Source organism: Treponema putidum, from assembly GCF_000755145.1.
Lineage (GTDB): Bacteria > Spirochaetota > Spirochaetia > Treponematales > Treponemataceae > Treponema_B > Treponema_B putidum.
In genome coordinates this window covers 575,121-601,237 of record NZ_CP009228.1, presented here as the reverse complement: position 1 = coordinate 601,237, position 26,117 = coordinate 575,121, and the positions used below count along the sequence as shown (strand labels likewise).

Genomic DNA, 26,117 nt, shown 5'->3' with positions numbered 1-26,117 from the left:
GGAACCTTCCTACTTAGCCCTTATCTTAAACAAGACCTGATCGAATTCTACAAGGTCTCCGTTTGAAACTAAGATTTCCTCGATAACCCCGTCATATTCGCATTCGAGGGTATTCATCATCTTCATAGCCTCAAGCACGCAAAGGGGCTGACCTTTTTTTACTGTGCTGCCCTTTTCAACATAGGGAGGAGAATCCGGAGACGGTGCCCTATAAAAGGTGCCTACAATGGGGCTTTTTACTTCGAGTAGGTTAGCCGATGAAACGGCGGGTGAGGCTTGAGCCGGAGCTTCTGCAGCAGGACTTGCTGCTTGAGGTGCTGCCGCTTGCCCGGTTGTTCCTGCCGGAGCTGTCTGAAATCCGTTCTGTAAACCGGATTGAAATCCTGCCGGCATAGCTGCATAGGGCATAGGATAGGCTGTCTGCACTCCTCCGCACGCACCTGACTGGATGACAGCTTCCTTTTTAGGGAAAGCTCCTTCTTTTTTTAAGATAAGCTCGCAGTCATCCTGCTTTATCTGCAAGACCACGGCATCGCCTTTTTCAAACTTTTCTATCACCTTTAAAATAAAATCCTCTTTCATAAAAACTCCTTAAGTTTTATTTATTTAGTTAACCGCAAAGGCCGACATTTTATCATTTATACGGGCAGAGTGTCTATCCCTTATAAAAATCCATTTTTAAGCATCCTAAACCTCTTCCTCATTTCCAACTGTATCCCGTTTATAGAATCTCCAGTTTTTTGCCTTTGCAGCTTCAAAAGCAGCTTTTAACTCGGCGGAAGAAGAAAAATCCGTTATAGTTCCTTCCCTTGGATCCATTTATTTATTACCAACTGTCCTATTAACTTCATTTTTTATCATCTTCTTTTTTCGAATTCTTTTTGAAAGCTTTTAGGGCTGCTTAAAATTCTATACGCTTCTTCTGAAAGGTTTACTTTTAGAACTCCGGTATCGGTTGTTATATTCATTTCTTTTGTGTTTTTGTAAAGATACAGCTTCATAATTTTGTCATCATCCATAAATGAATAATGCACAAGGACTTCTCGGCCATTATGAATGCTTTCGGCGGTAAAAAGGCTTTTCAAATTTCTTTCTTCTGGTTCGATTTCGGCAATATCTTCTCCAAACAATGTATCGAATATATCCAGAATTTTTTCCCCTGTAATAAATAGCAAAAGAGTGTTCTTATCATCGTATATGCGGATATAAGAATTTTTCACAGAATAAGAAAGCTGCTTTTTCACCTCGGCAGGTTTACTGACGATTTCGTATGCGTATTTAAAAAGTTTCCATGTTAATTCTTTTGGGATGTCCTCCGTTTTCTGTAATTGAGAAACGGAAATTCGGCAAAGAGGATAATTTTTATATACAATAAAGTTAAAATCCTGCTCATCGTTATCACCGTAATTATACGAAAGAACATAACGGTATAACTCTTGTGCGTCTTTAGGCAATTCCGTAAACGAAGCTTCATCAGCTGCTATCAGTAAAGATTCTTGAAAAAGCAGATACAACGCATTGATTTCGTCTTTATCGGTTATCTTGTGTACAATCTTATCTTGTGCATCATAAACCGTAAAGCTATTGACTCCATAGGCAAAGGCTCTTACACCGCCTGACAATAAACATACTGTAATCGGTATCATCAAAAGTTTTTTCATAACTATTTATCGAAATCCTCCATATGTAAATGTCTAATTATTTACTTTTACAATCCAGCGGCCGTCTTTGGCGCTGCCTACATATTCAATCTTATTATCTTTTCTTAGCTTAGCTATATCCCTCTCAATGGTAGGTTTTGATACATTGATCATACATTTTATCATATCAATTGTGATTTTGTTATTTGATTTCATCAGTTCTATGATTTTTTCTTTTCTTTGTTCCGCACTCAATTTTTGAACATCATTTTGGACATCATTTTGGACATCATTTTGAACATCATTTTGGACATCATTTTGAACATCATTTTGGCCGCCACTTTGACCGTCATTTTGGACATCATAATTTCGATTGAATAAGGTAACTATTACCCCGTTATCGGAAATATAATATTCGGGTTGTTTTTTAAAATGTGCATAATCTTCAAATATTCTGCGTACGCCCGAAGCATAATTTTCAATAACATCGGCTTTATCCAGAGTATCTACGATAATTTTATTTCTTTTTGCAACCATGCCCATTTTTATGTTTTCCAATGTCAATCCGTCTGGCAAGCTGCCGGGAGAAAAAATCTGCACTCTGTCATCGTAAAATTCTATTTTTATATCTCCGCTTAAGGTCCAATCTCTATGACAATAACAATTTACGATAGCTTCTCTGAGTGCTCTTTCGGGAATATCCAAATATTCATCCCGTTCAGGTTTTCCGGTAATGGTGATTTTTTTTCGATTTGATAAATTGGCAAAATAGAGAACTTCATCTAATTGTTTTAAGATAGAACCTGTAAATTCTTTTTTATCCAAAAAGATATTCACCGTAGTGCCTTGAAAAACTGCAAATTTACTAGTAGTAGGATTTTGGTCACTCAATAAGAGAGCTGCATTATTGTATTTATCATCTTTATCGATGAGGGATAGAGCATATTTGTTAAAAAGGACTCCTTTTTCTTTAAATCTATTTTCTACATAATTAAAGGTTAAATCATCCCGATGACATAACAAACGCTCGTAATCATGCTGACTATGCTGCCGTATCATTCTTTGAATTTCATCAAAACTTGCAAGTCTTTTTGTACTGCCGACTCTGACATATACGCCTTTTGTATTAAAACCTTCTCCGTCTTTATAAAAATAAGGTCTTTCTTTTCCCTTAAGAATCTTTATCCTAAAAGGTGTTTCATTTGGATAGATATATATTAAATTCGTTACATCGGGATTAAAAGCATTTACAATCCAATTTGAGAGTATTTCTTCCCATTTTTTCTTTTTTTCGTTTATAAGATCATAATGTATAGTTCCGCTGTCATCTACACCTAAATAGATTTCTCCATTGGTGCTATTTAAAAAAGAGACGATTTCAGCTTTAAGTGCACTTTGCTTTTTAGGAATATCGATTTTAAACTCTTTATTATAATCTTCCATATTTTATAATTATCCGCTAATGGTATTTTCCAATTCCGCTAAGTATTTGTCAAAATCGGAAACAAAGGTCTTATCTTGAATGATGCGGTATTTTTCAAATTCGGATTCGGCATGAAGTTTTGCAATTTCTGCAGATACCTTTCCTGCATCTTTTAAAAGTCCGTATTCGAACATTTCGATAAAACCGGTAAGCCGCGTTTCCCAATCTTGCATGGTAAGCGGAATCTTCCGCAACGCCATATTTTCTGCAAAGTCGAGATATGAAGTTACCATCCGGTTTAACTGCGAAAGTTCAGTCTCGCTTAAATAGTTTTTTGCAATAATAACATCGGATTTTTTAATTTTGCCTTCGGGAGCATCCTGCCATGTAGTCAGTCCCATGTGCGGTTGCGTACTGTCGGCACGCTCATAAATAAGCTCCGCAGCCGTATGTCCGTGGACGGCAAAATGCATTTTGTTTTGTACCGTTGCATAAAACCTTTTGGTAGCAGCGGCTGTTTTATCGTAGTCTAAAGCAGTTGCATACAGGTCGGTAATCTTTTGATAGAACTTGCGTTCGCTTGCCCTGATTTCTCTAACCCGCTCCAGCTGTTCTTCAAAATATTTGTCCGTAAGAAAAGAGCCTTTTTTCAGCCGTTCCGAATCCATGACCCAGCCTTTGATTGTGTACTCTTTTGTAATACGGTTGACCCACTTTCTAAATTGCACAGCCCGCTCAGAGTTAACCTTAAAGCCGACGGCTATAATCATTTGTAATCCGTAGTGTTTTGTGTCATAGTCTTTTCTGTCAGCGGCAGTTATCCGAAAATTTCGGATAACTGAATTTTCCTGCAATTCACTATCAATAAAAATTTTCTTAATATGATAGTTGACTGTTCTTACATCAACATCATACAAAACAGCCATCATTTTTTGAGTCAGCCAAATATTTTCATCTTCATACCGTATTTCGATATTTTCAGCGCTTTTACCGCCCGCTGCAACAAAAGTCAAATATTCCGCCGCCGAAGATCGAATATCCGTTTTAGCTTTTTTTGCCATTACCTCAATTAAATCCTGTCGAACCTTTCTACGTCGGCATCGTAGTTGATGCCTTCGACATCAAAGCCGTTTGAGGCTAAAAAATCGTGGCGGTAACCTGCAAGGTCGGTTAGGCTTTCGGCGTTTTCGCCGGTTACCTTTTCCATTAAAGCTGAAACCGCCTTTTGAACGTCTTCTTCAAGCTCCCAGTCATCGATACGGATTCTATTTTCTTCATCGACGGGGATTGTGCCGTCTTTGCGGTAGAGTCTTTCGGCATAAAGACGGGTAATCTGCTCGATACAGCCCTCGTGGTTTCCTTTTTCTTTCATAACCTTAAACAAGGAAGCGAGATATAGGGGAATTACGGGGATTACCGCACTTGCCCTTGTTACCAAGCCCTTGTTCACCGAAACGAATGCCCGTATTGACGGGTTTTCCTTGTTTAGGCGGTGGGCTGTTGCTTCAAGGTGTTCTTTAGCCTTTCCTATGGTGCCCTTTCGGTAGAGGGCCTGCGTGGCTTCCGGGCCAATGTACGAATAGGCTAGGGTAATGCAGCCTTTTTCTAAAAGACCTTCTTTTGAAAGCTGCTTTATCCAGCGTTCCCAATCTTCGCCGCCCATAACCTTAACCGTGGCGGCAGCTTCTTCTTCGTTCGCGGGCTCCGCCGAAATTTCCTTCAGCTCGCCGGTAAACGGGTCGAGCGTTTTGCCGGTAAAGGTTTTGCCGAAGGGCTTGAGTACGGATTTGTACATAACGCCTGTATCGGGATCGGTGCGCACGGGGCTTGCCAAGCTGTAAACTATAAGATCGAATTTAATTCCTTTCTTTTTGGCTTCTTCGATTACTTGTGCTTTGATTTCATCGGAAAAGGCATCTCCGTCTATAGTTACGGAATAAAGACCTTCCCTTTTTGCCGCCTCGTCAAAGGCCAAATTATTGTACCAGCCGGGTGTGCCGTACTTTGTTTCGCTTCCGGCCTTTTCAAAGGAAACGCCGATAGTGGCAGCTCCATAGCCGAATGCTGCCGTTATTCGGCTTGCAAGTCCGTAACCATTCGAGCAGCCGAGTACCAGCACATTTTTAGGAGCCTTTGCTCCGTCTTTTACATCAGCAGTAATTCTCTTTTTTGTGTACTCTATTTGATCCTCAACGCCTTTTTTGCATCCTTGCGGATGGGCGTTTAGACAAATATTGTTCCTAACCATAGGTTTTACAATCATATCATACCTCCATTCCTCATAGTATATAATATTTTATAAAAAAATCATATGCCAATTATTTGAATTTACTATTATCGATTATTCTTCATATTTTTCAATTATTGCTTGTCTTAATGCTCGACCTTCGACTTGAAATTTCTGTATAGAATCAATATTTTCACGAGTAATCATTACTTGTCCTTCGTAAATATCGGTTTTTTTGTAATCTTCTTTTCTAGTTGCAGTTTCGGCATTTCTATGCTGGGGTGAAAAATTCAAATCATATATATCTGTATTTTTCAAAACCCAATATTTAACACAATCTCTATAAACAGCAAACCAAAGCATGACATCACAACAAGTCGGTTTTACTTGTTGAAAATTCATAAGAAAATCTTTTGTCGAATTAGAAGAAAGTGCTTTCATATACAAAGGCTCATTAGGTCTATTTCTATCTACAGCACGAGAACCTTTTACTTCAATTTTTATACTCTTACCCATGTACGGTAAATACAAATCATACTGACCTTTATAAGTCAAATCAATTTTCTTTGAAGGCCGTTTTAATTCAGGCTCTACGGCAAGTAAATGACTAAATCCCCATGTATCTCCGAAACCTCTAGGTGCAGAAATTTCAAAAACATATAGATATAAGTTTCTATTGATGTAATCATTTCTTAGTTCAAGATAATCATCATAAGAAAGAATCTTTTCTTCAACGAGTTTTGTTATAATGTACTCGTATTTATTGAACGGATATACATTTTGAATGTTTTCAATTTCAGAGCAAAAATTATCAGCGTTTTTGACTTTTGAAATCAAGAGTTCCAATTCATTTTCAAGTGTTTCCATAAACACTCTCCTTAATGTAATTGTATTCGGTCTCTGATATTTTAAAATAGGAACAAATGATTTTATCGGCATGTTCCTGTTTCTTTATACCTGCCAATATGTCTGCATATACATCATAAAATAATTTAATTAGATCATTGTTTAATATAGGTAATGGAAAATCTTGAAAGTGTTGTTTTAATACTTTTTTTGATTTAAATTTTTTCTGATAGATAAAAGAATAGATTGGGCTGTTGAACAAACAAACTAAGATTTCCATGGGATAATTATTAGATATAATAACATTGGCACTGTTTAAAACTAAATTATTTTTATCCAATGCACAGGTAATTTTGTCGGAAATAAATTTATAAACAATTTTTTTAGTACGGTACATTTCTACGGGTGCAACCTGTTGAAATATCTCAGGAGTAAAACTTATAAAAGTTTCCGGTGATTTTAATTTATACGGTAATATATCTTTTCCTCGAAACACAGCTTCTTCATTTTTACCTTTGATTTTGTGAACATATTTTTTATTATTTCCTGTTACAATACCTAAAGCAAATTTCGTATTGGTGGGAAGTTTCACGGAATATTCAGAATAAATCTTATTTAAAATTTTATCATCATTTTCAGAAATATTATAAGATATAAAATAATCCGGTGCAGAAATATTATTTATATTGAGTTTGTTCGTTTTTTCTTTTTTAACAGTAATTTTGATACTACCTTTTACAATTTCAGAAAGCTTTAAAAGCACACATTCTGATTGGACTCCTTTAAATGCTATTCCCAATGGTAGAATATCTATATTTCGATCAGAGTTTAATAAAAATTTTCGAATATTCTTATGAGTTGAAACATTTAATATGGATTCAGGAAGGAAGAAATTTAATTCACCTTTTTCAGATAATTTTTGCATCGAATTATATAAAGCGATGCTGAAAACTTCTGTTGTATCTAAAAGCGGATAAGTATTTAACAAAAAATCTTTCTGTTCTTTTGAGAGTTTACTTCCCCACGGCGGATTTGTAACAATAAAATCATATTTTTCCTTATTCTGGTTGAACAAATTATTTGTATCCGTAAAAATTAAATCATGCCGTTCAATATGAGGAGAAATAAATGCATCTTCAAAAAATATAACAAGATTGATATAACAGATTAACAGAGCGGTTTCATCAATATCAAAGGCAAAAATATTTGATGGATTATGCTGCTTTGTGAGTGTATTGATTAAAATGCTTCCGCTTCCGCAGCAAGGGTCTAACACTTTTGCTTTCAATGGAATTTCGATTGAAGTAAGAAGTTCAGCAGGCGTGTAAAATGAACCATCCTTTGATTTACAGGCAATGCTTTGCACTGATTGATAAAAAGCACCTAAAATATCATCATTCTTATTTTCTATATGAAAATTTTGGAAAATATTTTTACCGTTATAAATACTATTTATTTTTGTAAAAATTTCTGAGTTTTTATCGTATAAATTATTGTTTATAAGAATTTGTTTTCCTAGGCAAGCGACTGCTTCCGGAATAGAGAGATTACTGTTTTCAAACTCCTCAATAAGTTTTACAAGAAGTTCTTTTCGTTTTTTATCTTTGATTCCTAAAAATATAAGATCTGAAGAATTTTGATATGAGCGATTGGCTCTTGATTGTAGTCTATTTGTACTTGTTTCAATAGAAGTTATCAAGGCTGAATATACATCTTTTGTATAATATCCGTCTTTAGGCGATGGAATTACACCGGTTTTTATCCAATTGTTTACAGTGGCAAGAGAAATATTAAATCTATTTTGAATATCTTTTTTTGCAAAAGCTGTTTTCAAGTTATTCATGTGAATTAATTATACTCTATTTTTGATTTTTATACTATTACTCTATAAACCGAGCTCGTCCGCGGCATAGTCCGCTTAACATTATTTAGCCGGTCAACCCTTATGCAGGTAGACCGGCAAATAGCCTATGCTCCCAGTCCGCCGTCGACACCTAGGACTTGGGCGGTTATATAAAGCGATAAGTCCGAAGCCAAAAAGACTGCGGCATTTGCTATGTCTAGGGGCTGTCCGGCTCTTTTTAAGGGGATTCCCTCGACCCATGCCTTCCGCATTTCTTCGTTTACGGCGGCGGTCATATCGGTTTCAATATAGCCGGGGGCGATGGCGTTTACGCGTACTCCTCTTCCTGCCGTTTCTTTTGCAAGGCTCTTTGTAAAACCTATGAGGCCTGCCTTGCTTGCGGAATAGTTTACCTGTCCGCCTTGACCGTGAAGGCCTACGATACTTGTCATATTGATAATCGATCCGGCTCTTTTTCTAATCATATCGGAAGAAACAATTTGCGAGGCGACAAAAACGCCTGTTAAGTTTACGCGTAAAACATCTTCCCAGTCGGAAAGCTTCATCCTAAATGAAAGGCCGTCTCTTGTAATACCTGCGTTGTTTACAAGTACATCAAAGCCGCCCGATTCTTCGAGGGCTTTTTTTACCGTTTCGGTAAGGCCTTCCACATTGCCACAGTCGGCGTATATTTCATGAAATACGCTTCCTTTTTCTTTTGCAAAAGCCTCCATTTCCGCCTTGCTTGCAGAAGGTTTTGTACATAAGCCCCAAACTTCGGCTCCCTCTTCAATGAATCTTCTAACAACCTCTTTTCCGATTCCTCTCGAAGAGCCTGTTACCAATGCCTTTTTTCCTTTTAATAACATTCATACCTCCATTAATTACGATGTTTTGTGCTTTAGCAAAAAATTCTTTCTCACAAAACTCTATAGATAAAATCGTTTTACATTTTAATCTATGCCAAAATTAAATCGGTAATAAACCGAAAGTCTTTGATATTTGTAGTATACAACGGCAATCCCAACTCTAATGCCGTAGAGGCAATCAAAGCATCAGGAATCAAAAGTCCATGACTTTTAGTATACTTTTCAATCAGGTGCTTTGCCTTTATAGAAATTGTTTCAGAAATTTCCACAATCTCAAAATCCGAAAAAGCCTTTTTTATAATACCGGCTTCACGCTTGTTCAAAGCCCCAACCATTAACTCCATATAAGTAACGGAAGACATCCCCAAACCTTGCTCTCTGTCTTGTTGAAGTTTTTGCTGAGCCTCAAGTTTCCCTCGAAGGTAGTCTATCAGAATACAAGTATCACAAAGGTAAAGCATTAAGAACGTCCCCATGCCTTATTTCTTATCTCTTCAACTGAAATGTTTCTGTCCTTCCATAATCCAAAGGCAGCGTTAAAGTCTGAATCTTCCCTTTTATGAGTTTTTACAGGTTTGTGTAAAGTCTTAACTATTTTATCAAGCAGCCTAATTCTTTCCGTATAGGAAAGCATATCAACTTGTGCTGAAAGTTGTTCAAAAGCAAGTTCCGACATAGACATCTCCTTTAAATTTTTTCAAGCTGTTTGTTTATAAACCGCATATTCCGTTTCTATTCGATAATCTTATTTAGCTGTTCCAAAGTTCCTGTCGGTGAACATGCGAGTTCATCCGATGCAAAACCGCTGTCTCTCCAAAGATTGCACAGGGTGTTTCCCGGGCCTACTTCCAAGAGGCGGCAGGGTTTTAAGCTTCCGCTTAAAGAAGCGATTTCCCTTTCTTCGCTCGTCCATAGGACGGGATGAGTAAGGTGAAGGACTGCGTTTGCTTTTGCTTCTTCTCCCGATTTTACTTGCTTGCCCGTAACGTTTGAAAATACAGGGATTTGAGGGGCTTTAAAGTCGAAGCTTTTTAAGACCTCTTCAAATTCTTTTGCCGCTTCTTCCATTAGGGGTGAGTGGAAGGGGCCTGCAACCGCAAGGCGGACACACCTTTTTGCTCCGGCTTCCTTGCACAAGTCTTCTGCAAGGCTTAAGCCCTCAGCCGTTCCCGAAATAACGGTTTGAACGGGACTATTCATATTGGCGGCAAAAACTATTCCGCTTTTGGGATCGGAATGGGGCTTTAATAGCTCCAGAACCTTTTCGGGCTCAAGTTTTAAAATAGCCGACATACCCAGGGCACCGGAGCCCTCCGTTGCCTTTGCTGCAATCTTATCGCAGGCTGCCTGCATAATAGCCCCTCGTTTTTGTACGATGCGTATCATATCTTCAAAGCTTAAAATACCGGAAGCATAGAGGGCTGAAAACTCACCCAGACTGAAACCTGCAACGGCTGATGGGTTTATTCCTTTTTCTTTTAAAACGGCAAGAATAGCCGTCTCAACCGCAATTATAGCCAACTGGCTCTTATCGCTCCTTGAAAGCTCTTCGTTTTCGGTGTGCCGTAAAAGGGTATCGATATCCTCTCCGGTTATATCGCTGATTTTTTTGATTAGGTCCTTTGCAGCTCCGTATTCATCAACAATATCTTGAGCCATACCCTTAAATTGGGCTCCCTGCCCCGAAAATAAAAATATACTGTTCATCATAGTCCTCTCTTTACTAAAATCTTATTACGGCACCGCCCCATGTGAGCCCGGCCCCAAAGCCTGCCGTAATTATTGTTGTTCCTTCAGTCAATTTTCCTTGAAGCCTCAAATCATCGAGGGTTATCGGAATGGAGGCGGCCGAAGTGTTTCCGTAGTTTTCCATATTACATGCGAATTTGCTCATATCGGTGTTAAGTCTTTTTGCGGCGGCTTCTAAAATGCGTTTATTGGCTTGGTGGCATACAACCAAGTCTACATCTTCCATATTGATGTTTTCTTTTTGAAGAAGGCTTTTTACGGTTTCGGTTATAACGCCGACTGCAAAATTGTAGACGGTTCTTCCATTCATTTTTAGATGGTCTGCCATATAAAGAGCTTCATAACCTGTTCCGTCAGAACCTAAAATTACCGAGCCTATGCCCCTCTTTGAATTATCAAAGGTGTTTTCAAGGAGGGCTGCCCCGGCCCCGTCTCCGAATAGTACGCAGGTAGAACGGTCTTGCCAATCGATTATTTTGCTTAAAACCTCGGTGCCGCAGACAAGGGCATAACGCCGGCCGTGCCTTTCCATGAGGGCTGCTGCCGTATCTATTGCGTATAAAAAGCCTGAACATGCTGCCGACAGGTCAAAACATGCCGCATTTTTTGCACCAAGTTCTTTTTGGATAAGACAGGCATTCGACGGAAAGCCTTGGTATTCTGACGTGGCTGTGGCACAGATAATTAAGTCTATATCCTGAGGATTTAGATTTTCATTTGCCAAGACCTGCTTACAGGCCTCGGCACCGAGGGATGCACTTGTGTCTTCTTGGGAAGCTATGTAGCGGCTTCCTATCCCTGTGTGGCTTCTGATCCATTCATCAGAAGTATCTAAGGAAGCGGGAAAATCGCTGTTGTGCATTATCCTTTTTGGGATAGCCTTCCCCGTTGTTTTTATTATAATAGCCATAGTTTTCTCGCTTATAATTTTATGGAGGCTATTTTAGTATTTTTTTGATAATAATGTCAACCTTTGGGGAAAATTTGAGAATGTCTTTTATTTATTCCGATTATGTGATATGATGGCTTAGGTTGGATTTTAACCTAACTTTATTTCTAGGAGGTTTATTTATGAAACCAACTCTTTTGGTTCTGGCTGCCGGAATGGGCAGCCGATATGGAGGAGTAAAACAAATAGCTGCTGTCGGCAGGCATGATGAAACCTTATTGGACTATGCCGTTTATGACGCTATGAATAACGGCTTTGGAAAGGTTGTCTTTATAATTAGGGAAGATATTGAAAACGATTTTAGAGAGCGTTTTTTTAATAGGATTGCACGCAATTGTAATGCCGATTATGTATTCCAATCTATGGACGGTTTTTTAACCGATGAGCAGATAAAAAGGGCTGTTAACCGGAAAAAACCTTGGGGAACAGCTCATGCTATTTTGTCTGCGGAGTTAAAGATAAATGAACCCTTTGCCGTTATAAATGCCGATGACTACTACGGCCGCTCCGCTTATAAAACGATAGCAACCCATCTTTCAACCCTAACGAACGATTCTACGGAACACGCTATGGTCGGTTATATCTTGGATAAAACATTGAGCCGATCCGGTTCAGTTTCGAGAGGTGTCTGCCAAGTAGGAAACGGTTACCTTATCGGAATAACCGAACACAAGGATATTGCATACAAAAAAGAAGGTTCAGTCGAAAAGATTATTTCCGAACATGAGGGAAAGAACATTGAATTTTCAGGTAAGGAAACCGTCTCGATGAACCTATTCGGCTTCTCTCCTAAAATTTTCGATTTTATGAATGAGTATTTTAAAGACTTTATCCATAAATATGCAGAAAGCGAAAAAGCCGAATGTCTTTTGCCTGAAGGTGTCGGGGCAATGATGAAAAAGGGTTTAGGAAAGGTTAAGGTTTATACTACCACCGAAAGATGGTTCGGAATGACCTATCCCGAAGACAGAGAAATTGTTAAAAAAGAGCTTGAAAATAAGGTAAAAGAAGGCTACTATCCCGAATTCCTGTGGAGATAAAACTCTTATCTTTCTGCTAAGGCCTTTTCGACTTCGGGGGCAAAAAGAGCAAAGTCGTATTTTGCAGGATCGTCGGGACAAAATTCTTTAAGGCGTTCCGTTATTTCTTCTACGGCTTTGCGATCGTTTTGTTTGCGGGTTAAAAGGCCTAGAGCTCTTCCTCTTCGGGCACAGTGAACATCCAAAGGGAGATAGAGCTCAGACGGTTTAACGCTTTTCCATAAACCGAAATCGACCCCCTTATCCTTAGACCTTACCATCCAGCGTAAAAACATGTTCAGTCTTTTTGCTGCAGAACCGCCTTCCATATCGGCTATATGCTTTGTATTATGCGGATCCATGTTTTTGATAAATTCTTTTCTAAATCGGCTCATCCTGATTATCAAAGGCTCATCCTGATTTTTAGTTTTAAATAATTCTTCAAAATTCGAACCCGATAAATAAATGCGTCTTATAGCCTTTGCTATGGCGAGACTGTCTTCTCCGTTTAGTGTGCGGTGATAAAAAGTGTTTATTATTTTTAGTTGAGCCGGTGTGCTTTGAGTTAAAAATGCGTGAGGCTGATTTTGTAAGAGAGCCATCAGTTTATCCGCACTTTTTAAGATGGCGGTTCTATTTCCCCATGCAAAAATAGAAACAAAAAAGCCTGAAATTTCTATGTCTTCTTTTTTAGAAAAACGGTGCGGAATACTTATAGGATCGGCAGGTATAAAGGCCGGTTTTTCGTATTTTACTACAAGAGCATCAAGTGTTTTTTTTAGGTTTTTAAATTGAGGGCTCATTATATCTTTATCTTAAAATTTGTTTTTAAAAGTTTTATAAGCTCCAGCCATCGAGGATCGTGGGTATCTGCAAGTCCAAGATCGGAAACAAAGTCTCCCCTTTCTTTAAAAAACCAGTGAATAAGGTTTAGCCTTATTTCATTGTCATCCAGTTTTGCATTTACGATTTTTAGAATACTGAAAAGTTCATCCGCATTGATCAGCTTCCATTTTCCGCCGCTTATTATGTGGTACACGGAACCGTCGCTTGCTCTTTCAATCCTAAAATCTTTTTTAGGCTGTGCTTTTTTTACGCTGACGGTTTTGGCTCTTTTTTCTTCTATTGCCTGCAAGTCTTCTTCGAGAGCTTCTACCTGCATATTATATAAGTGAACGCGAGCCTGTTCTATTAAAAATAAGAGGCCTTCAGCATCCATTTGCTTTGTAAGTTCCGCTAATTCGGTAACGAGTTTTTTTTCGGCCGTCGACTGTTTATAGGCGGAAATAGTTTTTTTAGCCGGAGCCTTTGCCGTTTTTTTTGCAGCGGTTTTTGCCGGTGTCTTAGCCTTTTTTGTAGTTTTTGATTCGCTTGCTTTTTTTGCCATATCATCCTCCAATTTTTTCCGGTTTAAGAGTTTATCTTTTTATATAGCATATCCAAATCATCTTTTGAAAAGTATGATATTTCGACAACTCCTTTTTTTAAGTTTCCTTTTATTTGAACCTTTGTACCTAAGGAGTTTATAAACTGCTGTTCAATATCTCTTAATTCAAAATCATCGGTGGAAAGCGATTGCGTTTCTTTTTTTGTTTTTTTGTTATGCGGCCGATTCCAGAATTAAGATCGGCTGCCATTGACTCGGCTTCGCGAACCGATAATTCAGATTCTAAAATTCTCGAAAAAAGAATTTTTTGATCGGCAGGATTTAATATTGATAGTAGAGAACGTGCATGACCAGCCGTTATTTTATTTACCCGCAAAGCATCTTTCATTTCTTCCGGCAGCTTTAATATTCTTAAACTGTTTGTAATCGCCGACCTGCTTTTGCCGACTCTCTTTGCAAGTTCTTCTTGGTTTATGGCTGCAAGTTCCATAATCTCTTGGTAGGCAAGGGCTTCATCGACTGCGTTTAGATCTTCCCGCTGAATGTTTTCGATAAGGGCTACTTCCAGTTTCTTTTTTTCTTCAAAGCTGCGTAGGATTACCGGAACCGTTTCCAAGCCTAAGCTGATGGCCGCTCTTGTGCGCCTTTCTCCGGCTATTATAAAATAACCCTTGTCCTCATGTTTTTCGGCTACAATCGGCTGAATTATTCCGTGTTCTTTTATTGATTCTGCAAGCTCGCTTATTTTTTCTTCATCAAAGGTTTTTCGGGGCTGATATGGATTCGGCTGCAGCAGTTTAGGGTCAATATTGATAATTGAGTCTTCGGAAACATTCAGTGATTCCACTATCTGATTTGCCGGTTGTTCTTCCAAGAGGGCATTAAGGCCCCTTCCTAATGCCGATTTTTTAGCCACGGTTCAGTACCTCATCTGCAAGTTTTTCGTAACTCCTTGCTCCCGTACATTTTGCGTCATAATTGCAAATCGGAACTCCATGTGAGGGAGCTTCGGATAGCCTTACATTCCGCGGGACAATGGTTGAAAAAACCTTGTCCTTAAAATATGAGGATACCTGTTGTACAACTTCTTGGGCAAGATTCGTTCTTGAATCGAACATAGTAAAAAATATTCCGCCTATTTCAAGTGAAGGGTTAATGCTCTGCTGTACCCTTTGAACGGTCTGCAAAAGGAGGGTTAATCCTTCGAGGGCAAAGTATTCGCATTGGAGAGGTATGTACACTTGATCGGCTGCGGCCAATCCGTTTAAGGTCAAGATGCCCAAAGACGGAGGGCAGTCGATTAAGATGTAGTCATATTCGCCTTTTACGGGTTCGACTAAATTTTTAAGATAGAATTCCCTGTCGGCTTCTTCCACGAGCTCTACTGTTGCTCCTGAAAGGTCTATAGAGGCCGGAATTGCCGATAAATTTTTTACCGTAGTAGGGTAGATAGTATTTTTTATTGAGGTCTTTTGGGCAAGGGCATCATAAACGGTAGGCCGCTTTTTTTGAATTCCGACACCGGAAGACATATTCCCTTGAGGGTCAAAGTCTATTAAAAGAGTTTTTTTTCCTGCCAGTGCAATGTATGCACCCAAATTAATCACGGAAGTCGTCTTCCCGACCCCGCCCTTTTGGTTTACAAAAACAAATGTTTTTCCCATAATTATTTTATTATATATGATTTTTAATATTTATGTAAGGGGTTTTTAGCCGTTGACACATCCCTTTAAAGAATAGTAGAATAATTATTATAAAAACAAAAAAGGAATATTATGGTTTATTTTGTAGGAGCGGGTCCAGGGGATCCTGATTTAATTACGGTAAAAGGGCGCAAACTGATTGAAAAAGCCGATGTTATTATTTATGCGGGGTCTTTGGTTTCAGCGGAGCACCTTATGTTTGCAAAGCATAATTGCAAAACCTATAATTCGGCTTCAATGACTCTTGAAGAAGTTATCAAAGTTATGAATGAAAATCGAAGTGCTCAGGTTGTGAGGCTCCACACCGGAGACCCTTCAATTTACGGGGCTATCAGGGAACAGATGGATGCACTTGATAAGCTAAAGATAGACTATGAGGTTATCCCGGGCGTTAGCTCTTATGCGGCAGCGGCGGCGGCCATCAAAAAAGAGTTTACTCTTCCCGATGTAAGCCAGACAGTTATTTTGACCCGCATGGAAGGACGCACCCCTGTTCCTCAAGATGAAAAACTGGCAAGTCTTGCAGCACACAAGGCCTCGATGGCGATTTTTTTGTCTGTGCAAAATATAGAAAATGTAGTTGCAGAACTCCTTAAGGGCTATAAGGATGAAGCTACCCCTGTTGCCGTAATTTACAAGGCCTCTTGGGAAGATCAAGAAATAATCATAGGAACTCTCGGCAATATTGCTCAAAAAGTGAAAAAAGCCGGTGTAAATAAAACAGCTCAAATCTTGGTAGGGAATTTTATCGCTGGAGATTATGAAAGGTCTCAGCTTTATAATCCCGAATTTTCTCACGAATTCAGAAAAGCGGAAAAATGAAAAAAATAGCGGTCTATTCATTTACCGAAAAAGGAAATTTATTGGGAGAAAAATTATCAGATTTGATAGACGATTGGATAATTGAGCATTTTTATAACGCAAAAACAGCCGGAGGTATCCGCTCCCTTATTCCTGATGATTTTAAAAATAAGGATGCCCTTGTTTTTATTTCTTCTACCGGTATTGCCGTCCGCATGATAAAGAATTATATAAAAGATAAAACTCAAGATCCTGCGGTAATCGTGATCGATGATTTGGGGCGTTTTGTAATCTCGCTTTTGTCGGGACACTTGGGAGGAGCCAATGCTCTCACTGAAAGAATAGCAAAAGCCATCGGTGCTGTTAGCGTAATTACAACGGCTTCCGATGGCCGAAATATAGAAGCCGTCGACTTGTTTGCTCAAAAAAACAATTATGCTATCTTGTCAATGGAGGACGCGAAAATAATTACCGCCCTTATGGTAGACGAAAAATCTATAGGCTTTTATTCCGAAGATAAGGCACCGCTCATAAATTACCCGCATCTTTTTATTTTACAAGAAAAAAATTTTAATTCAAAGCTAAAGGCTTTAACCGAAGAAAAAAAACTTGAAGGCCTTATCATCGTTTCAAATAAAAAAAGAAAGGACGTATCGGCATTATGCAGTCCCTTTCCCATGGTTCACTTGGTGCCTAAAAATTTAAACTTAGGGATAGGCTTAAAAAAGGGTGTGGATAAAGAAACGGTTGCCGAGGCGGTAAAGCATGCCCTTGATTCAATAAATAAAGACTTAAAGGCAGTTAAGGCGATAGCCTCGATAGAGTTAAAAAAAGATGAAAAAGGTTTGCTTGAATTTGCAAAAGAATTAAAAATAAATCCCGTCTTTTTTTCTAAAAGTCAAATAGAAAGAATAGAAGATGATTTTGAAAAGTCCGACTTTGTAAAAAAAACCGTCGGAGTTTATAATGTTTCGGCCCCTTCCGCCTTCCTCCTCGGAGGCAAAATAATTTTAGACAAGTTTAAGCACGAGGGTGTAACCGTCTCGGTTGCAGAAGATTGCTAAGTGTTTTCTTAATTTTATTGTTAAATATCTATATTTATCTCTTTTAAAATACGCTAATCTATGCTATAATAGAACGAGTTAGGAAAAAGTTATGAGTACGGCAAACAAAAAATACGAAGACTGCTGCATAAAACCGATTGACCATCTGCCGATATTTTTACCGAAGATGAAAACACAAAATGAACTTTTCTATCGCTATGTAATGCCTTGCAGCCGGGAGCTTTTCCTATGCCCTAATAAATTCTCACCCAGATTGAGACCCGTCAATCTAAAAATAATATGGGAGATTTTAAGGGTTCTGCCCTTAAATTAAATAAAACTGTAAGGAGTTTTTTACTATGGACAATAAAAAGAGTAAAACTAAAAAACGTTTTTCATTGCGGAATAAATTGATCATAATCTTCGGATTATTGATAGCTATCGCCTCTTCTACGGAAGGTTTTCTTGCCACCCGCAGAGCACGCAGAGCCGTTACGGAAAAGGTAGAAACGCACTTAATTGATAAGGCAAATGATACGGCAGAAATTATTGACGGGCGTGTTACCGCCTTATGGCAATTCCTTGAAGGCGTTGCAAGGATGCCCGCTTTATATGATTCTTCTTATTCATATAGCGAAAAAGTAGCTATTTTACAGAGAGAAGCAAGTTTTAATGATAAGATAAAAGAAATGAATGTAAGCGATAAAAGCGGAAATTTTTATTATACAGGAGGTTCAGTTCAGGTAAGCGACAGAGAATGGTTTAAAACGGCTTTTGCAGGGAAAAACTTTGCTACAGAACCCTATATAGAAAGGGCTGCAGGAACGCTCGTAACAACCTTTGCTGTTCCTATTTTCGATTCTACGCATAATATAGTCGGGGTCTTATCAGCCGACATAAACGGCTTACGGTTATCGGAATATATATCTGACATCGTCGTAGGTAAAACCGGTAATTGTTATATGATGGGTGACAGAGGTGTTATTATAGCCGATAACGATAACGAGCTTGTCAAAAACCAAGTTAATATTATTGAGCAAGCAAAGACAAACAGCGAACTTGTTTCGACTGCCGCTTTTTTGAAGCATGTTCTGAGTACCGATAAAAACGATGTCGGTTATTATACATATCAGGGTAAATCCTATATAGCTTCTTTTGCGACGATGAAAACAGCCGGTTGGTCGGTTATTATCCGCGCTCCGGTAAGAGAGTTTATGGGAGATGTCGATGCTTTGCGTACTTCGGTGTTAGGTATCGGAACAGTGATTATATCTGCTGCGCTGGTAATAGTCTTTTTTGTTGCCAGAGGAATGATTAAGCCGATAAATATTGCTGTTAAAGTTCTTAAAAACATTGCTCAGGGTGAAGGCGACCTTACCGTTAGGCTTCCTGTTCACGGTAATGATGAGATTACCGACCTATCCGAATACTTTAACCAAACTATTTCAAAGATAGGTTCATCTGTTAAACAAGTAAGTCTAAACACTGTTGATATGGAAAATATAGGCAGCGAGCTTGCGTCGAACATGACCGAAACCGCAAGTGCCGTGCACCAAATAAGTGCAAATATCGAAGGTGTAAAGCAGCAGACACTTACACAAGCTGCAAGCGTCAGCGAAACGGCAGCTACTATTGAAGAAATTATCCGCACGATAAAACAGCTTAACGGCAGTATCGAAAATCAGGCGGCGAGCGTTGCAGAATCTTCTTCGGCTATCGAGCAGATGGTCGGGAACATAGCTTCCATCACACAAACCCTCGGCAAAACGGATGATGTTATAAAAACTCTTGCAAACGCTACTGCAGACGGTAAAGAGACAATTTCAGGCGCAAACAGCGTAACCCAACGTATTGCCGAAGAGTCAGGCAGCCTTTTGGAAGCTTCAAGCGTCATTCAGCACATTGCAAGCCAGACAAACCTTTTGGCGATGAATGCTGCAATCGAAGCCGCCCACGCAGGCGAAGCGGGAAAAGGTTTTGCCGTCGTTGCCGACGAAATCCGTAAACTCGCTGAGGAATCCAGCACGCAAGGTAAAACCATTACCGAAACGCTTAAAGTTCTTTCAGGCGAAATTGAAACTCTTTCAGCCTCTTCAAGAACGGCAGAAGAAAAATTTAACGCTATTTTTGCCCTTTCCGAGCAAGTTAGAACGATGAGCCAAAACCTAATGAATGCTATGCGTGAACAGGAGAACGGCAGCAAGGAAGTTTTGACGGCTATTCGAGACATCAATATGATAACCAATCAGGTAAATGACGGTTCCGCCGAAATGCTGCGAGGCGGTGAGAATGTAGCTCAAGAAATGCAAAAACTCGATGAGCTTACCCGCGTTATCACCGACAGCATGAACGAGATGGCTTCCGGTGCCGTACAAATCAGCAATGCCGTTCAGGAAGTAAATGAAATAAGTCAAAAGAACAAGCAAAGCATTGAAAATTTGGCAAACGAAGTTTCCAAATTTAAAGTATAATTTAATTGGTAATGTTTAATGGATAATTGGTAATTACATTACAGATTGTCCATTAATCAATTACCAACGGTGCTTTTCAAAAACATAGGTAATCTGATATAATAGTCCGCTGATGGAAAAATATAAATGGAACGCTTTTTGCAAATTTAAAAGCGAGTATAAAAATGAATGTATGCATTACCTTGATATTTTAGGGTATAGATATAAGGAGCCTTCTTTAGAAAACTGTGCCGCCCAATCTTTTAAAAAAGAAAATGCTTCATTTTTTAAGGAGGGCTTGGCCGTGCTTCAAGAAGAGGCGGCTCTAGCTAATAAAACTCCTCCCTATCCTGTAGAAACTCCGATTGTGTATAATCATTCTTGGAATTTGGTCAGCGAAGATGACGAAATCAAGCTCATCGTTGTGGGCGATAATCCGGGGAAAAATGAGCAGCTTCATAAAAATCAAAAATATCTTGTGGGTCTTGCAGGAAAGATTGCCGATAACTTCTTTAAAAAAAATCCCTCGTTCGGAATCGATTTTAGAAAGAATGTTATTATCCTAAACAAAACGCCTATCCATACTGCAAAGACAAAACAGCTCGATTATATTTTAAAAAAAGCTGAGGACGGTTCTTTTAAAAAATTCTATGAAGAGTCTCAAATTTTTACGGCTCAAAAAACGGCTGAACTTCAAAAAAAACTGGGCTGCCCTATATGGCTTGTGGGCTACAGTGAGCTTAAACCCCGCGGCTTATTTTATGCTTATGCAAATGAAATGAAGAATTTATATGCGGATAAAAAAGAACCGCAAATTTATCTTTATCAGCACTTTTCTATGAACAGGTTTTTGATTGACCTAAAAGATAATTATGATCAAAGTATCAGCCTTGAAAATAATTTATCTCTTTTAGGAATAAAGCATCGAAATGAAATTTTACATTTTTAACACGAGGAGCTTGGAAACTTATGACTGTAAATTCAAAACCGGTTGTAAATTTAAGATCGGTATTTTCTGATAAATCTTTTTTAAAAAACTTATTTATAATTGCCGTGCCCATAATATTGCAAAATTTTATAAGCTCTTTTGTAAATATATTGGATACAATAATGATAGGGCGGCTCGGCACTATCGAGCTTGCGGCAGTAGGGCTGGGGAATCAATTATTCTTTTTATTGAACTTGATTTTGTACGGCATAGGTTCGGGCGGTATGGTTTTTACCGCTCAATTTTGGGGTAAAAAAGATTTTAAAGGCTTACAAAAAACCTTTACCGTTTCTCTCATTGTTGCAGTTTTTTTCAGTACCCTCTTTACCTTAGCTTGCTCTATTTTCCCGAAAGAAATTTTATCCCTTTATTCAAAGGATGAGGCTGTAATAGAAAAAGGAGTAGACTATCTCAGTGTTTCGGCGTTTTGTTTTTTACCCTTTGCGGTAAACTTTATTTTTATGATTACCCTGCGTTCTATAGAAAAGGTAAGGGTAGCGGTCGGTGCAACACTAGTTTCACTTTTTGTAAATCTTATACTGAATGCTATTTTGATTTTCGGTTTGTTGGGCTTTCCTGCTCTTGGGGTCAGAGGAGCTGCTATTGCAACTGTAGCTTCCAGAGTCGCCGAGCTTATAATTCTTTTTTCGGTAACAAAGAAAAAGAAATATCCCATACTCGGAAAACTAAAAAATCATTTTGACTTTGATCTTAAATTTATCAGACAATACTTTGCAATAGTCTTACCGGTTTTAATAAACGAATCTTTGTGGTCATTAGGTATTACATTTCATCATAAAATATTTGCAGGAGTCAGTACCTTTGCCTATGCCGCTTACAATATTACAAACACGGTTTCTATGTTGACATGGGTTATTTTTATAGGCTTAGGTAATGGAGTCAGTGTCTTAATAGGAAAAAAAATCGGCGAGAAAAATTATGACGAGGCAAAAACTTATGCGGCGAAGGTTTCAATCTTTGCTCCCTTTGTTGCGGCTTTTGTCGGTGCAATGCTTATCCCGATTTCGTATTTGACCCCGATTTTCTTTAATGTAGAAGAAATAGTTTTGCAGACCGTAATGAAGCTTTTTATAATTTTAGCCTGCTGTTATCCGTTAAAGGCCTTTAATATGTGTATGCTTGTCGGCATAATAAGAGCCGGAGGCGATACCCGTTTCGGTATAATCTGCGATACGGCCGTTATGTGGTGTGTCTCCATTCCTCTGGCCTATTTTTTATCTATTTATACCTCTATTCCGGCATGGGGAATTTATATTTGTCTTTTTAGCGAAGAACCTTTTAAGGCCCTCTTGGGGCTTTGGCGTATCAGGTCAGGTAAATGGCTCCGTTCTGTTACGGATTGAAAATTTGCAAACTAGGAGTTTTGCCTTAGATTCTATCTAGGCAGTCTTCCATATTTTGCCTGAGCCGTCAGCTTTTTCAAGAGAAGGAGTGCATTCTCCGCTTACAAAAGAGTAATCATTTTGTAGAGGGTTATAGCTTTCAATTTTGGCTTGAACGTTTTTTAGCATCTTGTCCCTATCTTTTGGAAGAATTCCTCTTACTCTAAACTCCAGATAATCATGGAAACCGTCATAAAAGATAGGGGAAGATTCATTGCCTAAAAGCTCGATCAATCTTTTTTCTTCTTTAAGGTTTTCCATCTCGCTTGCAGCCTCATATTTTCCCGCTTTTATGTCTTTATAAAGAGGAACTTCATTGTGGAGAAACATTGAAAAATTTATAACGCGAATGGGTTTTGTCTTGTTTAAAAATTCTGCCGTTGACTCGGCATTTTCAATGCTCCTGCCTTTTCCTGCAATACCCGTCATAATGTGGGCGCCAAACTTGTAGCCGTACTTTTGTATTTTTGATACAGCTTTTTCGGCTTCGGCTCTTGTGTGATCCTTATTCATAAATAAAAGAACATCGTCTAAACCGCTTTCTATTCCGATATAAAGAGTTCTTATACCTTGCGCATATAGGGTTTCCAATTCTGTATCGGTTTTTTGTAAAATGCCTGTAATTGTAGCATCCGTATTTATGCAATTACAATCGGGAAAATACTTATGAATTAAATTCAATATTTTTAAAAGATGTTCCGTTTTTAAATTGAATGCGCTTCCGTCTCCTAAAAAAATTTTTGAAAGGCTGCCGTTTAAATCTTTTACGCGTATAAGCTCCTCTTCAATTTGCGAAAGAGGTAATTCCCTATATTTTATACTGCGGAATAAATTACAAAACTTACACTTATTATATGAACAGCCGGCCATTACGGGAAGCATAAAAGAGGCTCTCTCCATAGGAGGCCTGCAAATTCTACCTTCATATTCCATAAGTCTCTCCTTGTATATATTATATACTCATAATGTTGGAGATTCAAGGGTACGTGTTATCCCAGTATACCCGCGCACAAAAAAACCGCCCCAAGCCGAAAGACACCCCAACTTGAAAGCGGTAGATTTAATTGGTAATGTGTAATTAAGCAATTATCAACTAATTCAGTGCTTCCACTTCTTCTTTACTGAGACCGGTCATCTGCATAATAAAATCAAGTTCACAATTCGCATGTTTCATCAATTTTGCCGTTTCAAGAGCTTTTTTGTATGAACCGTCGGCAAAGCCTTGTTGTATGCCTTGTTGTACACCTTGCCGGATACCTTGCTGGATACCTATCCTTAAACTTTCTTCCCTCTGTACCGCAATATCCGTATCATAGTCGTATTCTGCTACTAACATATTTATTACCTCCCGTGATTTTCGCTGTAAATATTCTCTTAAGATTCCTTTTTCTATACATATTTTTACCGCATTGGTAAAGCCGTTTTCGCTGTCAAGTTGGGTTTGTTTTCTTACCTCTTCTACAAAGAGACTGTATTCTTCAAGCGGTTTGCAGTCTGCTAAGATTTTGTTTGCTTTGTCCGTGTTGATATTAAGTACTTGAACCGTAAGTTCCAGCGGAGCGTGTTCGGGCTTTGTTATAAATGCATCCGAAAGTTTTAGAACCGTAGTTTCAGGATAGTCTTCCTTGCCATTATAAAAAACATAGAATTCAGGCGTAGGTATTTTTGACAATTTTCTTAAATACCTGTCTGTCGGTGCTTGCAGTTTTTCATAGATCCGGGCGATGTATTCTAAAAAGCGTAACGGCATATTTTCGTTTATTGTGGATTGGTGCTCTGCAAGCACAATAATCTTATTATCTACAAGGCAGGAAACATCGTTGATTATGTTCATGTACATAACGTTCTCAAGCCGTATATTTTCGACAGGAGACGAAAGCGGCAGACTTGTTCCATGTAAAGCATTATAAAGCGACAAGAAATTTTCCTTAGCCTTTTCATCTTCACTGAAAAGGTCGACAAACACTGAGTCTTTATATTTCCTGTTTGAAGTAGTCATAACTATGCCCTCTCTTGATTGTATTATACCACAGATGAGCGTATTTTAAAAGGGAGCGTTAGGGAAAGATTTCCTGTTAAAGTTTCCGTGTTAGCTCAGCTTGTACATAAGGGTATTTTGTTATATAATTATAAAAAAAAGCTAAGGAGGCTCATAATGAATCTTTATAGAAAGCTGCCTATCGGCATTCAAAGTTTTGAAAAACTTAGAACAGATAAATATCTTTATGTTGATAAAACAGAGCATCTTTTTAGGCTGATTTTAACCTCGTCTCCCTATTTTTTAAGCCGCCCGCGCCGATTTGGAAAAAGCCTTTTCCTTTCTACGCTTGCAGCCTATTTTTTGGGAAAGAAAGACCTTTTTAAAGGCTTATATATTGAAAAGGCTGAAGAAGAAAGGGCTAAGTCGGAAGGCTCAGAGCCTTGGATTGAATACCCTGTCCTATACTTGGATTTTAATATGGGGCGTTATGATTTACCTGATTCATTGAACGAAAGTCTTGAATTCTTTTTGCAAAATGAAGAAAAACGTCTTGGATTGAAGACAAGTAGATTGTCTTTTGGTAAACGCTTTGCCTTTTTAATACAAACAGCTTATGAAAAAACCGGAAAAAAGGTCGTTATCCTCGTAGACGAGTATGACAAGCCTCTTTTACAGACAATGTATGTAAATGAAGCCCTAAACGAAGAATTCCGAAGCACGCTTAAATCTTTTTATTCTGTTTTAAAAACTTGCGACCAATATATCCGCTTTTCGTTTTTAACGGGCGTAACAAAATTCAGTAAGATAAGTATTTTTAGCGATTTAAATAATTTGCAGGATATAAGTTTACACGAATCTTACTCTTCAATTTGCGGTATTACCGAAAAAGAATTGCACCTTACTTTTAAGCCTGAAATTGAGGCCTTGGCAGAAAAAGAAAAGATAAGCTATGAATCCTGTGTAGAGCTTTTAAAGAAGCGATATGACGGCTACTTGTTTGCCGGCGCAGGGGAAAGCGTCTATAACCCATTCAGTATTTTAAATGTTTTTTCGGCAAACAATGCCGGCAGTTATTGGTTTGCAACAGGAACTCCGACCTTTTTGGTAAACTATCTAAAAGATGCTCACTATAATATTCCCGACTTAGACGGGAATATTGAGCTTGATGAGGCCGGCTTATCCGATTACCGAGCCGACACAAAGAACCCTCTTCCGATTTTATTTCAGGCAGGATATTTAACAATAAAAGAATATATAAGAGAAGCAGCCCTTTACAGGTTAGGTTTTCCTAATGATGAGGTCCGCTACGGGTTTCTAAAAAATCTTTTGCCGGACTATACTTCTTTGCGTGCTGATCAAACGGCTTCTTCCGTTTGGCGTTTTGTTGAAGATGTAAAGGCAGGAAATGTGGACGGTTTTATGGAAAGAATGAAGTCCATAATTGCCGGAATTCCTTACGATAATCTTCCCAAAGAAAAATTAAAGCTTAGGGAGCAAAACTATCAGACGGCCGTTTATTTGATTTTTAAGCTGATGGGACAGTTTGTCGAAACCGAAATACACTGTGCAGCCGGAAGAGCAGACTGTATTGTTCACACGGCAGATGCGGTTTATATCTTTGAATTTAAACTTGACGGAAACGGAAGCTCGGCAGATGCAATAGCACAGATAAAAGAAAAAGGCTATGCAGTTCCTTTTAAATCAAGCGGTAAAAAGATTGTCTTAATCGGTTCATCCTTTGATGAAAAAGAACGCACCATAAAAGACTGGAAAACCGAAACTCTTTTATAAAATGA

At 38.5% G+C, this 26,117-nt stretch carries 25 protein-coding genes and 2 pseudogenes; 8 read left to right on the top strand and 19 right to left on the bottom strand.

Annotation, left to right across the window (positions count from 1 at the left end):
- Positions 1–9: 9 nt before the first annotated feature.
- From accB to JO40_RS02625, 13 genes and pseudogenes are all read right to left on the bottom strand, one after another.
- Positions 10–582: an acetyl-CoA carboxylase biotin carboxyl carrier protein gene (gene accB / locus JO40_RS02680; protein WP_044977786.1), complete on the bottom strand. Its 573-nt coding sequence runs from the start codon at positions 580–582 to the stop codon at positions 10–12.
- Between the two features lie 105 nt (positions 583–687).
- Positions 688–816, bottom strand: a pseudogene (locus JO40_RS14990) (leucine-rich repeat domain-containing protein); the annotation flags it as partial.
- A gap of 41 nt (positions 817–857) precedes the next feature.
- Complete coding sequence (locus JO40_RS02675) at positions 858–1,661, bottom strand: hypothetical protein (RefSeq protein ID WP_044977785.1); 804 nt, start codon at positions 1,659–1,661, stop codon at positions 858–860.
- Positions 1,662–1,694: 33 nt separating this feature from the next.
- Positions 1,695–3,083: an ATP-binding protein gene (locus tag JO40_RS02670; protein WP_044977784.1), complete on the bottom strand. Its 1,389-nt coding sequence runs from the start codon at positions 3,081–3,083 to the stop codon at positions 1,695–1,697.
- A gap of 9 nt (positions 3,084–3,092) precedes the next feature.
- Positions 3,093–4,124, bottom strand: coding sequence for a virulence RhuM family protein (locus tag JO40_RS02665; RefSeq protein WP_044977783.1), 1,032 nt, complete (start codon positions 4,122–4,124; stop codon positions 3,093–3,095).
- An 8-nt stretch (positions 4,125–4,132) separates the two neighbouring features.
- Positions 4,133–5,326, bottom strand: coding sequence for an enoyl-ACP reductase FabV (gene fabV / locus JO40_RS02660; protein WP_044977782.1), 1,194 nt, complete (start codon positions 5,324–5,326; stop codon positions 4,133–4,135).
- A 78-nt stretch (positions 5,327–5,404) separates the two neighbouring features.
- Complete coding sequence (locus tag JO40_RS02655; protein WP_044977781.1) at positions 5,405–6,157, bottom strand: hypothetical protein; 753 nt, start codon at positions 6,155–6,157, stop codon at positions 5,405–5,407.
- The gene (locus tag JO40_RS02650) at positions 6,144–7,979 is read right to left on the bottom strand and encodes an N-6 DNA methylase (protein ID WP_044977780.1); all 1,836 of its coding nucleotides are present in this window, start codon (positions 7,977–7,979) and stop codon (positions 6,144–6,146) included. Before JO40_RS02650 ends, JO40_RS02655 begins: the two co-directional genes overlap by 14 nt.
- 125 nt (positions 7,980–8,104) lie before the next feature.
- Positions 8,105–8,848, bottom strand: a complete 744-nt coding sequence (gene fabG / locus JO40_RS02645) for a 3-oxoacyl-[acyl-carrier-protein] reductase (RefSeq protein ID WP_044977779.1) — start codon at positions 8,846–8,848, stop codon at positions 8,105–8,107.
- A gap of 89 nt (positions 8,849–8,937) precedes the next feature.
- Entirely contained in the window at positions 8,938–9,309 is a 372-nt protein-coding gene (locus JO40_RS02640) for a type II toxin-antitoxin system VapC family toxin (RefSeq protein WP_002681772.1), read from the bottom strand.
- Complete coding sequence (locus tag JO40_RS02635; RefSeq protein WP_010698657.1) at positions 9,309–9,524, bottom strand: hypothetical protein; 216 nt, start codon at positions 9,522–9,524, stop codon at positions 9,309–9,311. Before JO40_RS02635 ends, JO40_RS02640 begins: the two co-directional genes overlap by 1 nt.
- 56 nt (positions 9,525–9,580) lie before the next feature.
- The gene (locus JO40_RS02630; RefSeq protein WP_044977778.1) at positions 9,581–10,555 is read right to left on the bottom strand and encodes an ACP S-malonyltransferase; all 975 of its coding nucleotides are present in this window, start codon (positions 10,553–10,555) and stop codon (positions 9,581–9,583) included.
- A 16-nt stretch (positions 10,556–10,571) separates the two neighbouring features.
- The gene (locus JO40_RS02625) at positions 10,572–11,507 is read right to left on the bottom strand and encodes a beta-ketoacyl-ACP synthase III (protein WP_044977777.1); all 936 of its coding nucleotides are present in this window, start codon (positions 11,505–11,507) and stop codon (positions 10,572–10,574) included.
- A gap of 161 nt (positions 11,508–11,668) precedes the next feature.
- Between JO40_RS02625 and JO40_RS02620 the strand changes: the two genes are divergently transcribed.
- Positions 11,669–12,586: a nucleotidyltransferase family protein gene (locus tag JO40_RS02620; protein WP_044977776.1), complete on the top strand. Its 918-nt coding sequence runs from the start codon at positions 11,669–11,671 to the stop codon at positions 12,584–12,586.
- 5 nt (positions 12,587–12,591) lie between these two features.
- Here JO40_RS02620 and JO40_RS02615 read toward each other — a convergent pair whose 3' ends face one another.
- From JO40_RS02615 to JO40_RS02600, 4 genes and pseudogenes are all read right to left on the bottom strand, one after another.
- Positions 12,592–13,368 carry a TIGR02757 family protein gene (locus tag JO40_RS02615; protein WP_044977775.1) on the bottom strand — a complete coding sequence of 259 codons (777 nt, stop codon included), beginning with the start codon at positions 13,366–13,368 and terminating at the stop codon, positions 12,592–12,594.
- Complete coding sequence (locus tag JO40_RS02610) at positions 13,368–13,952, bottom strand: hypothetical protein (protein WP_044977774.1); 585 nt, start codon at positions 13,950–13,952, stop codon at positions 13,368–13,370. The genes JO40_RS02615 and JO40_RS02610 overlap by 1 nt, the downstream gene beginning before the upstream one ends.
- A 23-nt stretch (positions 13,953–13,975) precedes the next feature.
- A pseudogene (locus JO40_RS02605) lies at positions 13,976–14,868 on the bottom strand (ParB/RepB/Spo0J family partition protein).
- Complete coding sequence (locus JO40_RS02600; RefSeq protein WP_044977773.1) at positions 14,861–15,616, bottom strand: ParA family protein; 756 nt, start codon at positions 15,614–15,616, stop codon at positions 14,861–14,863. Before JO40_RS02600 ends, JO40_RS02605 begins: the two are co-directional and overlap by 8 nt.
- Positions 15,617–15,727: 111 nt before the next feature.
- Here JO40_RS02600 and cobM point away from each other — a divergent pair, with 111 nt between their 5' ends.
- From cobM to JO40_RS02575, 6 genes are all read left to right on the top strand, one after another.
- Complete coding sequence (gene cobM / locus JO40_RS02595) at positions 15,728–16,477, top strand: precorrin-4 C(11)-methyltransferase (RefSeq protein WP_044977772.1); 750 nt, start codon at positions 15,728–15,730, stop codon at positions 16,475–16,477.
- Positions 16,474–17,520, top strand: a complete 1,047-nt coding sequence (cbiG, locus tag JO40_RS02590; protein WP_044977771.1) for a cobalt-precorrin 5A hydrolase — start codon at positions 16,474–16,476, stop codon at positions 17,518–17,520. The genes cobM and cbiG overlap by 4 nt, the downstream gene beginning before the upstream one ends.
- 91 nt (positions 17,521–17,611) lie before the next feature.
- Complete coding sequence (locus JO40_RS13395) at positions 17,612–17,833, top strand: hypothetical protein (RefSeq protein ID WP_144242229.1); 222 nt, start codon at positions 17,612–17,614, stop codon at positions 17,831–17,833.
- A gap of 25 nt (positions 17,834–17,858) precedes the next feature.
- Positions 17,859–19,970 (top strand): methyl-accepting chemotaxis protein, encoded by a 2,112-nt coding sequence (locus JO40_RS02585; RefSeq protein ID WP_044977770.1) that lies wholly within the window; start codon positions 17,859–17,861, stop codon positions 19,968–19,970.
- A gap of 112 nt (positions 19,971–20,082) precedes the next feature.
- Positions 20,083–20,898 (top strand): hypothetical protein, encoded by an 816-nt coding sequence (locus tag JO40_RS02580; protein ID WP_044977769.1) that lies wholly within the window; start codon positions 20,083–20,085, stop codon positions 20,896–20,898.
- A 20-nt stretch (positions 20,899–20,918) separates the two neighbouring features.
- A complete protein-coding gene (locus tag JO40_RS02575; protein WP_044977768.1) occupies positions 20,919–22,301 on the top strand; it encodes an MATE family efflux transporter in 1,383 nt (460 codons plus the stop codon).
- A gap of 36 nt (positions 22,302–22,337) precedes the next feature.
- Here JO40_RS02575 and JO40_RS02570 read toward each other — a convergent pair whose 3' ends face one another.
- Positions 22,338–23,273, bottom strand: coding sequence for a radical SAM protein (locus JO40_RS02570; RefSeq protein ID WP_044977767.1), 936 nt, complete (start codon positions 23,271–23,273; stop codon positions 22,338–22,340).
- Between the two features lie 160 nt (positions 23,274–23,433).
- Positions 23,434–24,339, bottom strand: coding sequence for an Rpn family recombination-promoting nuclease/putative transposase (locus tag JO40_RS02565; protein WP_044977766.1), 906 nt, complete (start codon positions 24,337–24,339; stop codon positions 23,434–23,436).
- A gap of 156 nt (positions 24,340–24,495) precedes the next feature.
- On the opposite strand from JO40_RS02565, the gene JO40_RS02560 reads away from it, so the two are divergent.
- Entirely contained in the window at positions 24,496–26,112 is a 1,617-nt protein-coding gene (locus JO40_RS02560) for an ATP-binding protein (RefSeq protein ID WP_044977765.1), read from the top strand.
- The last annotated feature ends 5 nt before the right edge of the window (positions 26,113–26,117 follow it).

What these genes read in the sequence shown, in the direction of transcription:
- JO40_RS02635 (WP_010698657.1), bottom strand. Translation starts at nt 9,524, where the DNA reads ATGTCGGAACTTGCTTTTGAACAACTTTCAGCACAAGTTGATATGCTT.
- JO40_RS02675 (WP_044977785.1), bottom strand. Translation starts at nt 1,661, where the DNA reads ATGAAAAAACTTTTGATGATACCGATTACAGTATGTTTATTGTCAGGC.
- JO40_RS02620 (WP_044977776.1), top strand. Translation starts at nt 11,669, where the DNA reads ATGAAACCAACTCTTTTGGTTCTGGCTGCCGGAATGGGCAGCCGATAT.
- JO40_RS02670 (WP_044977784.1), bottom strand. Translation starts at nt 3,083, where the DNA reads ATGGAAGATTATAATAAAGAGTTTAAAATCGATATTCCTAAAAAGCAA.
- JO40_RS02615 (WP_044977775.1), bottom strand. Translation starts at nt 13,368, where the DNA reads ATGAGCCCTCAATTTAAAAACCTAAAAAAAACACTTGATGCTCTTGTA.
- cbiG (WP_044977771.1), top strand. Translation starts at nt 16,474, where the DNA reads ATGAAAAAAATAGCGGTCTATTCATTTACCGAAAAAGGAAATTTATTG.
- JO40_RS02585 (WP_044977770.1), top strand. Translation starts at nt 17,859, where the DNA reads ATGGACAATAAAAAGAGTAAAACTAAAAAACGTTTTTCATTGCGGAAT.
- accB (WP_044977786.1), bottom strand. Translation starts at nt 582, where the DNA reads ATGAAAGAGGATTTTATTTTAAAGGTGATAGAAAAGTTTGAAAAAGGC.
- JO40_RS13395 (WP_144242229.1), top strand. Translation starts at nt 17,612, where the DNA reads ATGAGTACGGCAAACAAAAAATACGAAGACTGCTGCATAAAACCGATT.
- JO40_RS02650 (WP_044977780.1), bottom strand. Translation starts at nt 7,979, where the DNA reads ATGAATAACTTGAAAACAGCTTTTGCAAAAAAAGATATTCAAAATAGA.
- JO40_RS02565 (WP_044977766.1), bottom strand. Translation starts at nt 24,339, where the DNA reads ATGACTACTTCAAACAGGAAATATAAAGACTCAGTGTTTGTCGACCTT.
- JO40_RS02630 (WP_044977778.1), bottom strand. Translation starts at nt 10,555, where the DNA reads ATGAACAGTATATTTTTATTTTCGGGGCAGGGAGCCCAATTTAAGGGT.
- JO40_RS02625 (WP_044977777.1), bottom strand. Translation starts at nt 11,507, where the DNA reads ATGGCTATTATAATAAAAACAACGGGGAAGGCTATCCCAAAAAGGATA.
- JO40_RS02580 (WP_044977769.1), top strand. Translation starts at nt 20,083, where the DNA reads ATGGAAAAATATAAATGGAACGCTTTTTGCAAATTTAAAAGCGAGTAT.
- fabG (WP_044977779.1), bottom strand. Translation starts at nt 8,848, where the DNA reads ATGTTATTAAAAGGAAAAAAGGCATTGGTAACAGGCTCTTCGAGAGGA.
- JO40_RS02665 (WP_044977783.1), bottom strand. Translation starts at nt 4,124, where the DNA reads ATGGCAAAAAAAGCTAAAACGGATATTCGATCTTCGGCGGCGGAATAT.
- JO40_RS02575 (WP_044977768.1), top strand. Translation starts at nt 20,919, where the DNA reads ATGACTGTAAATTCAAAACCGGTTGTAAATTTAAGATCGGTATTTTCT.
- JO40_RS02560 (WP_044977765.1), top strand. Translation starts at nt 24,496, where the DNA reads ATGAATCTTTATAGAAAGCTGCCTATCGGCATTCAAAGTTTTGAAAAA.
- JO40_RS02640 (WP_002681772.1), bottom strand. Translation starts at nt 9,309, where the DNA reads ATGCTTTACCTTTGTGATACTTGTATTCTGATAGACTACCTTCGAGGG.
- JO40_RS02610 (WP_044977774.1), bottom strand. Translation starts at nt 13,952, where the DNA reads ATGGCAAAAAAAGCAAGCGAATCAAAAACTACAAAAAAGGCTAAGACA.
- cobM (WP_044977772.1), top strand. Translation starts at nt 15,728, where the DNA reads ATGGTTTATTTTGTAGGAGCGGGTCCAGGGGATCCTGATTTAATTACG.
- fabV (WP_044977782.1), bottom strand. Translation starts at nt 5,326, where the DNA reads ATGATTGTAAAACCTATGGTTAGGAACAATATTTGTCTAAACGCCCAT.
- JO40_RS02655 (WP_044977781.1), bottom strand. Translation starts at nt 6,157, where the DNA reads ATGGAAACACTTGAAAATGAATTGGAACTCTTGATTTCAAAAGTCAAA.
- JO40_RS02600 (WP_044977773.1), bottom strand. Translation starts at nt 15,616, where the DNA reads ATGGGAAAAACATTTGTTTTTGTAAACCAAAAGGGCGGGGTCGGGAAG.
- JO40_RS02570 (WP_044977767.1), bottom strand. Translation starts at nt 23,273, where the DNA reads ATGGAATATGAAGGTAGAATTTGCAGGCCTCCTATGGAGAGAGCCTCT.